General features: G+C 72.2%; 14 protein-coding genes. 4 read left to right on the forward strand and 10 right to left on the reverse strand.

Translation table 11 applies throughout. The features are described 5' to 3' along the window. The first annotated feature begins 110 nt into the window (after nt 1-110). On the forward strand, nt 111-812 hold the full coding sequence (locus IDM46_RS03160) for a hypothetical protein (RefSeq protein ID WP_185114784.1): 702 nt from the start codon (nt 111-113) through the stop codon (nt 810-812). Between the two features lie 164 nt (nt 813-976). On the opposite strand, the gene IDM46_RS03165 is transcribed toward IDM46_RS03160, so the two are convergent. From IDM46_RS03165 to IDM46_RS03180, 4 genes are all read right to left on the reverse strand, one after another. Further along, nucleotides 977-2,110 (reverse strand): sigma-70 family RNA polymerase sigma factor, encoded by a 1,134-nt coding sequence (locus tag IDM46_RS03165; RefSeq protein ID WP_185114785.1) that lies wholly within the window; start codon nt 2,108-2,110, stop codon nt 977-979. 81 nt (nt 2,111-2,191) lie between these two features. After that, the gene (locus tag IDM46_RS03170) at nt 2,192-3,049 is read right to left on the reverse strand and encodes a DUF2007 domain-containing protein (protein WP_185114786.1); all 858 of its coding nucleotides are present in this window, start codon (nt 3,047-3,049) and stop codon (nt 2,192-2,194) included. A 4-nt stretch (nt 3,050-3,053) separates the two neighbouring features. Beyond that, the gene (gene tesB, locus IDM46_RS03175) at nt 3,054-3,959 is read right to left on the reverse strand and encodes an acyl-CoA thioesterase II (protein WP_182822597.1); all 906 of its coding nucleotides are present in this window, start codon (nt 3,957-3,959) and stop codon (nt 3,054-3,056) included. Between the two features lie 30 nt (nt 3,960-3,989). After that, entirely contained in the window at nt 3,990-4,541 is a 552-nt protein-coding gene (locus IDM46_RS03180) for an N-acetylmuramoyl-L-alanine amidase (protein WP_185114787.1), read from the reverse strand. A gap of 69 nt (nt 4,542-4,610) precedes the next feature. On the opposite strand from IDM46_RS03180, the gene IDM46_RS03185 reads away from it, so the two are divergent. The 3 genes from IDM46_RS03185 (at nt 4,611) to IDM46_RS03195 (ending at nt 8,333) form a co-directional block, all read left to right on the forward strand. Continuing rightward, on the forward strand, nt 4,611-5,147 hold the full coding sequence (locus IDM46_RS03185) for a hypothetical protein (RefSeq protein WP_185114788.1): 537 nt from the start codon (nt 4,611-4,613) through the stop codon (nt 5,145-5,147). Then, complete coding sequence (gene rlmKL, locus IDM46_RS03190; protein ID WP_185114789.1) at nt 5,144-7,300, forward strand: bifunctional 23S rRNA (guanine(2069)-N(7))-methyltransferase RlmK/23S rRNA (guanine(2445)-N(2))-methyltransferase RlmL; 2,157 nt, start codon at nt 5,144-5,146, stop codon at nt 7,298-7,300. The genes IDM46_RS03185 and rlmKL overlap by 4 nt, the downstream gene beginning before the upstream one ends. Nucleotides 7,301-7,457: 157 nt before the next feature. Then, nucleotides 7,458-8,333, forward strand: coding sequence for a pirin family protein (locus tag IDM46_RS03195; protein ID WP_182822589.1), 876 nt, complete (start codon nt 7,458-7,460; stop codon nt 8,331-8,333). A gap of 187 nt (nt 8,334-8,520) precedes the next feature. Here the strand turns inward: IDM46_RS03195 and IDM46_RS03200 are convergent, their stop codons facing one another. The 6 genes from IDM46_RS03200 to IDM46_RS03225 form a co-directional block, all read right to left on the reverse strand. Next, nucleotides 8,521-8,970, reverse strand: coding sequence for a hypothetical protein (locus IDM46_RS03200; RefSeq protein WP_182822587.1), 450 nt, complete (start codon nt 8,968-8,970; stop codon nt 8,521-8,523). 84 nt (nt 8,971-9,054) lie between these two features. Further along, entirely contained in the window at nt 9,055-9,918 is an 864-nt protein-coding gene (locus tag IDM46_RS03205) for a pirin family protein (RefSeq protein ID WP_182822585.1), read from the reverse strand. An 89-nt stretch (nt 9,919-10,007) separates the two neighbouring features. Continuing rightward, nucleotides 10,008-10,616, reverse strand: a complete 609-nt coding sequence (locus tag IDM46_RS03210; protein WP_182822583.1) for an endonuclease V — start codon at nt 10,614-10,616, stop codon at nt 10,008-10,010. Further along, a complete protein-coding gene (locus IDM46_RS03215) occupies nt 10,616-11,191 on the reverse strand; it encodes a phosphoglycerate mutase family protein (protein ID WP_182822580.1) in 576 nt (191 codons plus the stop codon). The genes IDM46_RS03210 and IDM46_RS03215 overlap by 1 nt, the downstream gene beginning before the upstream one ends. Nucleotides 11,192-11,296: 105 nt before the next feature. Continuing rightward, nucleotides 11,297-12,022, reverse strand: coding sequence for an N-acetylmuramate alpha-1-phosphate uridylyltransferase MurU (gene murU, locus IDM46_RS03220; RefSeq protein WP_182822578.1), 726 nt, complete (start codon nt 12,020-12,022; stop codon nt 11,297-11,299). A 10-nt stretch (nt 12,023-12,032) separates the two neighbouring features. After that, complete coding sequence (locus IDM46_RS03225; RefSeq protein ID WP_182822576.1) at nt 12,033-13,046, reverse strand: phosphotransferase; 1,014 nt, start codon at nt 13,044-13,046, stop codon at nt 12,033-12,035. Nucleotides 13,047-13,076: the final 30 nt, after the last annotated feature.

A 13,076-nucleotide genomic window follows, 5' to 3' on the forward strand; every position in this document is an offset into this window, starting at 1 on the left:
TGCTGCGAACCGACCGCCGGCTGAACGTGTTGGCCGCGGCGTCAACCCGGCGGCGCGGTGGGCGTTGACCGGTGCACATGCAGCAATGTCGCTGCGCAAAGGAGTCACGCATGAAGCGTCATGCCCTGTTTCTCGCCACCGCACTCTCCGTCGCCGCGCTCGGCGCGGCGTCCGTCGCCAGCGCGCAGGCTGACGCCCCCGCGCGCGTTACCCAGTCGCAGGCCGGGGCTGCGCAGCCTGCGCTCGCCGGCGAGCGTCCGCAGCGCCACGGCCAGGGCCACCACGGCCGTCGCGGCCATGGCGCCGGCATGATGGGCTTCGGCGGCGGCATCGAGCGCTTCGACAGCGATGCCGACGGCCGTGTCAGCCGCGCCGAGTTCGACGCCGGCCGGGCCGCCCACACGGCCGCCCGCGAGGCGCGCGCCGCGGCGAAGCCGGACGCCGGCAAGGCCGGCGCACCACGTCGCGGGTCGCGCCATGCGGGCCATGACGGTGTCACGCAGCCGGCCGGCAAGCCGCACGGTGCGCGCATGGCGATCGATTTCGACGCCATCGACACCAACAAGGACGGCCATGTCGTGCGCAGCGAGGCGATGGCGCACGGCGAGCGCATGCAGGCGCAGATGCGCAGCGAGCGCGAGCGCCGCTTCACCGCGTCGTTCACCGCCGCCGATCTCAACAAGGACGGCAAGCTGAGCCGGGTCGAGGTGGACGAGAAGATGCCGCGCCTGGCGAAGCGCTTCGCGTGGATGGACGACAACCGCGACGGCCTCCTGGGCAAGGCGGAGCTCGAGGCCGGCGCGCGCCGCTGATCCAATGACGGGGTGGCGCCGGGACCCCCGGCGCCGGTGGCCCGCGCTGCAAGGCGCGGGCCATTTTTTTTGCTCGGCCTTGGCACCGGTTCGCTGCGGTACGCGGTGGTTGCAGCGGCACACCCCGCGATCCGGTGCATGGCGCTCCGGGTCAATCTTTTCTCTCAGCCGTGCAGGTACAGCAGCACGATCCCGCCGATGATCGCGATGTTGCTTACCAGCACGCCGCTGTAGCCGAAGGTCAGGCGATAGCCGAGCTGGCGCCATTTGGCGCCGCCCGGATGGCGTTGCGCGTCGCGTCGCAGCAGTGGTGCCATGGTCTTCTGGACGGGGCCGAGCAACTGGTAGTTCAGCACTGCTATCGCCGCCAGCGCGAGCGCCGAAGCCGGCACCCTGCTTTCGAACGCGAAGGCCGCGACCAGGGTGACCGCCACCGCAGCAAGCGAGGTCCACAGATAGCTGTGGTAGACGCGGATGACTTCTTCGCGTTCCGCGTCGTTTTCCGCATAACCGAGCAGCATGCGCCGGCACAGCCAGGCGGTGATCAGCGTGGCCAGCAGGCCACCGCCGAGTGCCCCGGCCGTGCCGAGCACGCTCTTGCCGAGCAGGCCGCCGACCACCGCCGGTGCCGCCTTCGCAAAGCCCGCCGCGGCCGCCGGGCGCGCCACCCCCAGCATCGCCACCACGCCGACGGCGAATGCCGTGCCCGGCGCGCTGCCGCGCGCGAACTCGCTGAAGCGACCGATCAGGTCGCCGCGCACGCTCTTGCGCGCCCGCGACAGGCGCTTGCGCACGGCGGCATCGGACAGGCCCAGCAGCGACGCCACCTGGCGCGAGTTCTGGCCCTCGCGGTAGTACAACAGCAGGACTTCGCGGCTTTCCTCGGGCAGTTCGGAAATCAGGTCGGCGGCAAGCTGTTCGCGCTCGGCGTCGAGCAGGCGCTCGTCGGGCAGCGCCGACGGGTCGGCGGCGTGCGCGATGGCCAGCTCCGCGGCCTCGCCATGCACGTTGCGATGGCGCAGGCTGCGCAGGTGGTCGTAGGCCAGGTTGCGGGTGATCTGGCGCAGCCACGGCAGGAAGCTGGCGGCGTTCTGCAGTCGCTTCAGGTTCTGCCACGCGGACAGGAACGCTTCCTGCGCGATGTCCTCGCTGGCGGTCACGTCGCGGGTGATCGCCAGCGCCACCGCGGTCACGGTGTTCTGGCTGGCGACGATGATCCGGCCGTAGGCGTGTTCGCAGCCGTTCGCGGCGGCCGGAAGGTCGCGGTGGATGAGGGCGTCGATCGCTGAGGTGGGCATCGGGCGGCTCGTGGCGGCACATCGGGGCCGCGTCAATGGTACCGGGACGCGTGCAGGCCGCCGGATGTGACCGGCGGCGACTCAGGGCGCGTCGACCCGCCGCCAGGCGTTGCCGTCGCGCCGCACCGCCAGCTCGCGCGCCGGCTCGCCGGCCACCGCCAGCTGCACGCTGCCGGTGCCGGAGCCGTCGGTGCGGTAGTCGCGTACCTCGATCCGGGTGCGGTCCGCTTCTTCGCAGCGTTCCGAGGATGCGGGAACCACGTCCAGGCCGTCGGCCGCCAAGGTGGCGATCAGCCCGGCTGGCGGGTCGGCGGCGTCGATCGCGAGGCAGGCACGCTTGGCTGCGCGGTCATCGAGCGCGCTGCGCAACAGGGTCGCGGCCAACAGCGGCGGCGTGGGAACGCCGTGGACCTGCTCCGGAAGCGTGGCGAGCATGTCCAGCCCGGCCGCACCGGCGACGTCCGTCGCGGTGGGCGCGGACGCGCGTCCGGCGTCGGGCGCAGCCGCGACCACGCGCGCTGGATCGGCCGGCATCGGCTTGTCGCCGCTGTTGAAATTGACGATCACCACCGCCGCGATCACCGCGATCCCCATCAGCAGGCCGTAACGGAGGCGTCCGCCACCGCGCGCGGCGAGTGGGCTGCGGTCGCCGCCGGCGATCGCGGCCGGCGGCAGGAAGCCTTCGGTGCGCGCCGGCGACGCCTGCAGCAGGCCGGCTTCGCGCAACAGCTGCCGCGCTTCGGGCTGCTGGTCGGAGCGCAGCACCCAGACCGCCGGGCGCGGCGCGCTGTCGCTGCCGTCGCGGTAGCTGAAATTGCCGCGGATCGCGCCGCGGTAGGAGCGGCCGTTGCTGATCCGCACCTCGATGCCGGCATCCTCGAGCAGCCTGGCGACCGCCTCGACGTTCTCGATGCGCGGGCTGGAAAACAGCTGGCGCACGGCGTCAGTCCTTGGCCCGCACGGGGCCGGCGCGATCGGCGGCGACCACCCGGATCATGCCTTCCTGCGCGGTGCTGGCGACCAGCCGGCCGCCGCGGTCGTAGATCATGCCGCGCGCCAGGCCGCGGGCGCCCTGCGCGCTGGGACTGTCGAGCGAATACAGCAGCCAGTCGTCGGCGCGGAACGGGCGGTGGAACCACAGCGCGTGGTCGAGGGACGCCATCTGCACGTTCGGCTGGTAGTAGCTGATGCCGTGCGGGAAGGTGGCCGTGCCGAGCAGGTGGAAGTCGGACGCATAGGCCAGCAGCGCACGGTGCAGTTCGGGCGCGTCGCCGACCTTCTCCGCCAGACGGAACCAGACCTGCTGGTAGGGCGGGCGCTTGGGCGGGTTGAGTTCGTCGCGCGGATACACGTGGCGGAATTCGAACGGGCCGCTGCGGTCGAGCCAGCGCCGCACCTTGGTGGACAGGGTGGCCAGCACCGCCTCCGGCACGCCGGGCGCCGGTTCGATGTCGTCGGGGGAGGGCACCTCGGGCATCGACAGCTGGTGCTCGGCGCCGTCCTCGTGCTGCTGGAACGACGCGGCGCAGAAGAAGATCACCTTGCCATGCTGGATCGCCGTGACCCGCCGCACCGAGAAGCTGCCGCCGTCGCGGGTGCGGTCGACGTCGTAGACGATCGGCGAATCAACGTCGCCGGCGCGCAGGAAGTAGGCATGCAGCGAGTTGGCGTCGCGCGGCTGCTCGAGCGTGGCGTGCGCGGCCGACAGCGCCTGGCCCAGCACCTGGCCGCCGAACACGTACTTGGTGCCGATGTCGCGGCTCTGGCCACGGAACAGGTTGTCCTCCAGGCGTTCCAGGGAGAGCAGGTCGACAAGTTCGGAGGCGGGGGCGGGGGCACTGTTGGGCATCCGCCGATTATACGGGCCGTGGCCCGCGCATCAGGGACGCGGCAGCCGCCGCAACGGGGTGGCGCGCAGGATGCGCGGCCAGGGGAACAGCGGGCCGGGGTCGCGCTTGCGCTGCACGAGGACGCCGGGATCGTCGCTGGCCGCGACCGTATCCGTATCGAGTTCCTCGTGGCCGGCGATCCAGCGCAGCGCGGGCAATGCGTCCACCAGCGCGCCGAGCAGCGCGTCCAGCGCCGCGAGCTGCGCCTCGGGATACGCCTCGTCCATCGCCTGGTGCCGTGAATCCAGCCAGTGCGGCCAGCGCCCGGTGTTGACCAGTTCGATCCCGACCGAACGCGGGTTGTGGCCGCGCACGTGGTGGGCGATGCGCGTGGGATCGACGTAGCGCACGGTGTCTCCATCGCGGTCGATGTACCAGTGGCCGCTGTTGCCGGTGCCCGAGGCCGGATACAGCACGCGCTCGCCGTATGCACGGGCGGTGGCGAGGTCGGGAAGTTCGGTGCAGTGGATCACCGCCAGGTCGACCTGCGACAGCGGGCGCGCGTCCAGCAGGTGCTCGTAGGGCAGGGGGTCCAGGCGCACGTCATGGCCAAGGGGGCAATCGCGGCGATGCTAGCATTCACGCATGTCGCCGCAGATTCCCACCGAACCATGACCGTCCGCGGCCACTGCATCCTCTCGCACGGCTTCGAGAGCGGTCCCGATGCCACCAAGGTCGCCGCCCTCGCCGAGGTCGCGGAGCGCCTGGGCTGGAGCCACGAGCGCCCGGATTACACCGATCTCGACGCGCGCAGCGAATTCGGCCGTCTCGGCCACGTCGCGCAGCGCCTCGCGCGCCTGCAGGCGCTGGCGGAACCGCGCGCCGCGCAGGGGCCGCTGGTGCTGGCGGGTTCGAGCCTGGGTGCGTGGATTTCCGGGCAGGTGTCGCTGCGGGTGCCGGTGCGGGCGCTGTTCCTGATGGCGCCACCGGTGCGCCTGGACGCCGATTACCCGCTGGCTGCCGCGCGCGTGCCCACCACGATCATCCACGGCTGGCACGACGAGCTCATCCCGGCCGCGGATGTCGTCGGCTGGGCCGGTGCACGCAGCGACCGCCTGTTGCTGGTCGATGACGGCCATCGCCTGTCCTCGCATGTGGAGGCGTCGGCCACGCTGTTCGCCGGACTGCTCGAAGCGGCCGCGCCGTGAAGTTCTTCGCAAGCTGCGGCAAGGGCCTGGAATACCTGCTCGCCGACGAGCTGGTCGCGCTCGGCTGCACGCACGCCACCGCCACGATGGCCGGCGCGCATGTCGAAGGCAGCCTGGTGGATGCGCAGCGCGCGGTGCTCTGGTCGCGCCTGGCCAGCCGCGTGCTGTGGCCGCTGACCGAGTTCTATTGCGACGACGAAGACACGCTGTACCGCAATGTCGTGGCACTGCCGTGGGCCGAACATCTCGCACCCGGGCTCACCCTGGCGGTGGACGCGCATGTGTCGGGCACCGGCATCACCCACGCGCGCTTCGCCGCGCAACGGGTCAAGGACGGCGTGGTCGACAGCCTGCGCGCCGACACCGGTGATCGCCCCGACGTCGACCTCGACGCTCCCGACCTGCGCCTGAACCTGGTGGTGCGCAAGGGCCGCGCGGTGCTCTCGGTCGACCTGGGTGGCGGACCGATGCACCGCCGCGGCTGGCGCCGCGCGCAGGGCGAGGCACCGCTCAAGGAAACCCTGGCCGCGGCGGTCCTGATGCGCGGCCGGTGGCCGCAGGTGTATGCCGAGGGCGGCGCCCTGCTGGATCCGATGTGCGGCAGCGGGACGCTGCTGGTCGAGGGCGCGGCGATGGCCGCCGACGTCGCGCCGGGCCTGATGCGCCACGGCGATGCGCTGCCGTCGCGCTGGAGCGGGTTCGATGCCGGCGCCTGGGCAAGCCTGCGCACCGAGGCACTCGAGCGCGAACGTGCCGGCCGCGGCGCGCTGCGCCAGGTGTTCTTCGGCAGCGACTACGATCCCGCGGCACTGCGCGCCGCGCGCGAGAACGCCACGGCCGCCGGGTTCCGCGACGCCATCGCCTTCGACGAACGCCAGGTCGCGGCGCTGCAGCCGATGGCGCAGCCGCGCGGGCTGGTGGTCTGCAACCCGCCCTACGACGCGCGCCTGTTCGCGGATGCCCAGCTGTACCGCACGCTCGGTGACAGCCTGCGCCGGGTCGTGCCGGGCTGGCGCGCCAGCCTGCTGTGCGGCAGCGCCGATCTCGCCCGCGCCACCAAGCTGCGCGCGCAGAAGGTCTACCAGCTGTTCAACGGCGCGCTGGAATGCAGCCTGCTGGTCAGCGACCCGGTGCTGCCGCCAGTGCGCGAGGACGCCACGCCGCGCGCGCTGACGCCGGGTGCGCAGATGCTTGCCAACCGCCTGCGCAAGAACCTGCGCGCGCTGAAGTCATGGCGGGCCCGCGAGGACGTGGCCTGCTTCCGCGCCTACGACGCCGACCTGCCCGAGTACGCCGTGGCGGTCGATGTCTATACCGAGGCCGACGACCCGGATGCCACCTGGCTTCACGTGCAGGAATACGCCGCACCGGCCGACATCCCCGAGGCCGACGTGCGTCGCCGCTTCGGCGAGGTGCTGGCAGCCGCGCGCGAGGTCTTCGGCGTGCCGCGCGAGCGCGTGGCCACCAAGGTGCGGGCGCGCGGCAAGGGCGGCAGCAAGTACGCCGACGGCTTCGACCGCCGCGGCGAGTTCCTGCAGGTGCGCGAGGGCGCGGCGCGGCTGCGCGTCAACCTGTTCGACTACCTCGACACCGGCCTGTTCCTCGACCACCGGCCACTGCGCCGCCGCCTGTACCAGGAGGCGCGCGGCAAGCATTTTCTCAACCTGTTCTGCTACACCGGCGCGGCCACCGTGCAGGCGGCGGTCGGCGGCGCGGCCAGCACCACCAGCGTCGACCTGTCGGCCACGTACCTGCAGTGGGCCGCCGACAACCTGCGCGGCAACAGCGTCGACGGTCGTCCGCTGGGTGGCAGCCGCCACCGCATGGTGCAGGCCGACGCGGTCGCCTGGCTGGAGGCCGACGACGGGTATTACGACCTGGTGTTCTGCGACCCGCCGACGTTCTCCAACTCCGCGCGCGCCGACGACTTCGACATGCAGGCCCAGCACGTGCGCCTGCTGCGGGCCGCGGTCGATCGCCTGTCGGACGACGGTGTCCTGTACTTCTCGAACAACTACCGGCGTTTCCGTCTCGATTACGTGGCGGTAGCCGAGTTCGCCGAGTGCGAGGACATCAGTGCCGCGACCATCCCCCAGGACTTCGCGCGCAATCCGCGCATCCATCGCGCCTGGCGGCTGCGGCGGCGCGCCTAGGACGGAGTGATCCGCGCGGCTGGCGGGCGACGCTGGCCCCGCCGCCGGGGCATCGGGCCGGTGTGCGGAGCCGCGGGACCGCAGCGTTGCAACAGCGGTGCTGTGATGCACGCGCGCCGCCCCGATGATGTGTGCAGACACATCCAGGAACCACGCCATGTCCCCGGCCACCCCTTTCGATTCCACCCGCATCGTCCGCAAGGTGCGCGGTCGCGCGGCGTCCGACGGCGCCGGCGTGAAGCTCACGCGCGTGATCGGCAGCCCCGAACTTGCCGATCTCGATCCGTTCCTGCTGCTCGACGAGTTCGGCACCGACCGGCCCGAGGACTACCTCGCCGGCTTCCCGGACCATCCGCATCGCGGCTTCGAGACCGTCACCTACATGCTCGACGGGCGCATGCGCCATCGCGACAACCACGGCAACGAAGGCTTGCTGGTGCCCGGCAGCGTGCAGTGGATGACCGCCGGCCGCGGCCTTGTGCACTCGGAGATGCCCGAGCAGCAGGAAGGCCGCATGCGCGGCTTCCAGTTGTGGGTGAACCTGCCGGCGAAGGACAAGATGACCGCGCCGCGCTACCAGGAGTTCGCACCCGAGCGGATCCCGCTGGTGGCGGTGGCCGAGGGCGTGGAGGTGCGTGTGGTGGCCGGTGAAGTCGCGGGTGCCGATGGCGTGCGCGTCCGTGGCCCGATCGAGCAGCCGGCGACCGATCCGATGTACCTCGATGCGTCGCTCGCGCCGGGCGCGCCCTGGGAACACCGCCTGCCGGAAGGCCACAATGCCTTCGCCTACGTGTTCGAGGGTGATGCGATGTTCGGCAATGGCGACGAGGCGCGCCAGCTCGTCGCGCACGAGCTCGGCATCCTCGGCGGCGGCGACCTGCTGCGCGTGCAGGCCGGCACGGCGGGTGCGCGCCTGCTGCTGGTGTCCGGCCGCCCACTGCGCGAGCCGGTCGCCCGCCACGGGCCGTTCGTGATGAACACCCGAGCGGAGCTGATGCAGGCCTTCGTGGACCTGCAGGAAGGCCGCTTCTGACAATGCGCCGGGCGGCGGATGGTCGCCGCCCGGCGCAGATGCTCAGGGCGTGCCGGTGCTCGGCATGTCGTCGCGGCCGAGCCAACCGTACAGGCCGCCGCCGATGATCGCGCCGACGATCGGCGCCACGGCGGACCACGCGCGGTCCGCCACGTGTTTGCGCCTTGTCAACGCGCGCGGACGGGGATCAGTTGCTGGAGACGAGCACGTCGCCGAAGTGCAGCGACTCGGCCACCGACATCGCCTGCGACATCTCCTGGTCGCTGCCGGCGCGCAGCGAGATGTGCGCGACCTGGTCGCGACCCAGTTCGACGATCGTCTCCCTGACCTTGACGCCGGTCGTGTCGGCCAGTTCGCCGCGATACCACCATGTCGGCTGACCGTCGATCATGGTCTCGTTCACGCGATCGCCGCGCCGCGGCTTGAAAGGCGCTTCGGCGCTGAGCATCACCGCCAGCACCTGGCCGCCGTCGCTGGCGCGGATCGCCTTGCAGAAGGTGTAGCCCCTGCCGTCGAGTTTTTCCCAGGCCAGGCCGCTGTCGGCGGGCAGGGCCGGACAGCCGCCGCCGGACTGCGATTGCGCGTGCACGGCGCCGGATATCATCAGGCAGGCCGAAGCCAGCAGGATCGTTTTCATTGTGTGGTCCCCCCCGGGCAGCGCAGGACAAGGCGCTGGCGTCTTGATACTCCCTTGTGGGGACCTGTCATTTTGTGACCTGCGTCACTGTTCGGGCAGGGGAATGAACTCGTTGTCACCCTCGATCTCACCGAAACGCCCCGCCAGCCAGTCGGCCTTGGCCTGTTCGATGCGTTCCCTGGACGACGACACGAAGTTCCACCAGACGTGCCGACGGCCGTCGAGCGGGGTGCCACCGAGGAGCATCGCCTTCAGCGGCGTCCTGGCGCGCAGCACCGCGGCGCTGCCGGCCTCCGGCAGTACCAGGTGGCGCGCGGGGATGTCGACGCCGTCGAGCTGCGCCTCGCCTTCCAGGATGTAGAGCGCGCGCTCCGGCTGGTCGGCGGCGATGCGCAGCTCCGCGTCCGGCGCGAGATCGATCGCGACGTTGAGGATCTCGCTGAACACGCGTACCGGCGATACCTCGCCCCAGGCCCGGCCGGCGATCACCCGCAGCCGTGCGCCGGGCAGCGTGATCGTGGGCAGGGTGGCCGCGGCGTGGTGGTGGAATTCCGGAGCGGTCTCTTCGTCCGGCTTCGGCAGCGCCACCCAGGTCTGCATGCCGTGGATCGGGTGGGAGGACTGGCGCACCGCGCGTGGCGTGCGCTCGGAATGGGCGATGCCGCGACCGGCGGTCATCCAGTTGACGTCACCGGGGAGGATGTCCTGGTTGCAGCCGAGCGTGTCGCGATGGTTGATGGTGCCCGACCACAGGTAGGTCACCGTGGCCAGCCCGATGTGCGGGTGCGGGCGCACGTCGAGCCCGGCGCCGCGTTCGAAGACGGCGGGCCCCATGTGGTCTGCGAACACGAACGGCCCGACGCTGCGCGCTTCGATCGTCGGAATCGCGCGCCGTACGGCGAACCCGCCACCGAGATCGTGTTCACGCGGACGGATGACGAGGGTCATGCTGTGCCTCCATGGCGGTCGACGGGTGCCAGCATCGCAGGTTGCCGGGGCGCCGGCGGCACCTTGCGGTGCAACGCAGCGTACGCGCGTCAGCTGCGCGCGTGCCGCGCCACCAGCTGGGCGGCAAGCCGGTCGGGTTCGGGCTGCCGGTGCGTGGTGGTGAAACGCACCACGAGGTCGGCGGCCGAGGCCATGGCCACGCGGTGCCCGGGCGAGACGACCAGTGGCGCGCTGCCCGGCTTGCTGCGCAACAGCCAGCCGATCTGCGGGCCGCGGGCCTGGCTGCGCAGGGCGGTGTAGGCGCCACGCGTCTGGTGCGGATCCGGGCCGCCGCCGGCGACGATGGTGTCGGCCACGCCGATGCAGGGCAGGTCGGCGCCCACGCCGAAACGCGTGGCGATGCCCGCGTGGCCTGGACGGGCACCGCCATGGCCATGGACGAATGCGAGATCCGGTGCGCGCGGCAGCGCCTTGAGCGCGGCAAGCAGGGCGGGCAGCGTGTCGAAGGACGCGGGGTCCGCGCCGTCCGGCAGCGCGAGGCTGACAACTTCGCACGCCAGCAGCGCCAGCGTGTCGGCGTCCAGCAGTACCGCGGCCGCGTGCACGGTGGCGCCATCGGGGTCGACGCTGGCATGGAATCCGGCCACGGTGCGCAGCGGCTTGTGGAAGCGGTCACGCAGTTCCAGCTCCGCGCCCATCAGAACGACCCGGTGCGCAGGCGCGGACGGCCATCGGCATCGTGGTCGATGTCGTAGCGGCCGCCGTAGGTGGCGTCGTCGATGGGATCCACCTGGCAGTCGCAGAGCGCGGCGACGATCGCCGGCACGGTGTTGCTGTGGCCGACCACCAGCACCGTGCCGTGGCGGTGCGCGTCGCGCAGCATCGCCGCCAGTTGCGGGGCGGGCAGCGCGGCATCGTATTCGCGGGGTTGCAGCCCGTGCGCCTGCGCCGTGGCCAGCGCGGTCTGGCGCGTGCGTGCGAACGGGCTGGTCCAGGCCGCGACCAGGGGTGTGTCTCGCAACTGCACCGCCAGGGCGCGCGCACGGACCTCGCCGGTGGCGGAGAGGGCAGGGTCGCGCGAGTCATCCACCTTTTCCGCATGGCGCACCACGATGAAGGCGAGCGGTGCGCTCGCGCCGGAAGCCGCGCGCGCATCGACGACGTCGGCCCCCGCGCAGGCGACCAGCAGGCACGCCGCGGCGACAAGGACCAGGGCGACGGCAAGGCCGCGGCCACGGCCAGGCAACAGGGAAAACACGGAGGGCAACGGCATGGCGGGACAGCGACCTGCGGACGGGCCAGGCCGGCAGCATACGCGCCGTGGGCGTCAGGCGATGCCGCAGGCGTTCCGCGGCCCCTGCCGCGCGGGTTCCAGCCGTCAGGCGCCTTCGATGCCGCGTGCCACGCCGTCCAGGGCGTCGGACAGCGTCGCCAGTCGCGCTGGCGTGCCGACGTCGGTCCAGCGCCCGTGGTGGTGTTCGCCGGTGATCGCGCCGCGCGCCATCGCCGCGCGCAGCAGGGGGGCGAGCTTGAAGCGCGGTGGCGCATCGCCCGCTCCCGGCGCGTCGCCGATGACGGCCCGCCAGGCGGCCAGCAACGAGGGCCGGTACACGCCGATGCCGGCGAAGGTCAGCGCCCCGCTGCCGCCGGGCGTGAGCAGCCCGCCAGCGGCCAGCGCGAAGTCGCCGCCGGGGTGGTGGGCCGGGTTGTCGACCAGCACCAGGTGGGCCTCGCCCGCGGGTGATTCGGGCAGGCGCGCAAAGTCGTGGTCGCACCAGATGTCGCCGTTGACGGCGATGAACGGCGCGTCGCCCAGCAGCGGCAGCGCGTGCAGCATGCCGCCGCCGGTTTCCAGCGGCACCGCGCCCTCGTAGGCGTACGCGATGCGCAGGCCCCACCGCGCGCCATCGCCGAGCACTTCCGCGAAACGCGGCGCCAGCCACGAGGTGTTGATGACGACCTCGCGCACGCCGGCGGCGGCCAGTTTTTCCAGGTGCCAGGCGACCAGCGGCTTGCCGCCGGCGGCGAGCAGCGGCTTGGGCATGGTGTCGGTCAGCGGCCGCATGCGCTCGCCGAGGCCAGCGCACAGCAGCAGGGCCTTCATCGCGTGCCGCTCATGGCTGCGTGGCAGCCGCCAGCGCCGGACGCACGTGGCGATCGAGCACGCCTGACAGCGGCGCGAGTTCCGGATACCGAGGTACCACGTCGTCAAGGTAGGCGAGAAAGCGCGGCGCGTCGGCGATGTACTTCGGCTTGCCGTCGCGATGCTTCAGCCGCGCGAAGATGCCGAGCACCTTCAGGTGCCGCTGCACGCCGATCAGGTCGGCATCGCGGCGGAACTGCGCCAGCGCGGCTGGCACCGGCACGCCGGCGGCGCGCGCGCGGGCGTGGTAGCCGGCCAGCCAGGCGTCCACGCGCGCGGCCGGCCAGCTCAGGAACGCATCCTTGAACAGGCTGATCGCGTCGTACGCCACCGGGCCCGCCACCGCGTCCTGGAAATCCAGAACCGCCGGGCCACCCGCGACCGGCATCAGGTTGCGCGGCATGAAATCGCGGTGCACCAGCACCTGCGGCTGTCCCAGCGCGCTGGCGATGAGCGTGCGGTAGACGCTGTCGAGTGCCTGGTGGTCGTCGTCGCCCAGTGCCGCGCCGAGGTGGCGGGCCAGGAACCATGCGTCGAACAGGCGCAGCTCGCGCTGCAGCAGCGCCTCGTCGTAGCGCGGCAGGTCGGCCGGCGCCGGGATCGCCTGCAGCCTGAGCAGTTGCCCGATGGCGGCGTCGAAATGCGCATCGGCATTGCCGGCGTCGACCACCTGCAGCAGGGTGTCCATGCCGAGGTCCTCGAGGAGCAGGAAGCCTTGTCCGGTATCGCGCGCGAGTACCGCCGGAACGCGCACGCCGCCTCCGGCCAGCAGCGCCAGCACGCGCAGCCACGGCCGCACGTCTTCCTTGTCGGGCGGCGAGTCCATGACGATGGTGGTCGCGCCGTCGGTGCCGGTCGCGCGCCAGTAGCTGCGGAAGCCGGCATCGGTGGACGCGCGCGCAAGCCGCAGGGCGTGATCGCCGCTTGCCGTGCGCGCCCAGTCCAGGCGCGCCTGCGCGCGAAGGTCGTCGGGATCAGGGGTCATGCGGGCTCGTCGGCGTCCAGGCGGCGGGGG

Source organism: Luteimonas sp. MC1825, assembly GCF_014764385.1.
In the GTDB taxonomy this organism is placed as follows: domain Bacteria; phylum Pseudomonadota; class Gammaproteobacteria; order Xanthomonadales; family Xanthomonadaceae; genus Luteimonas.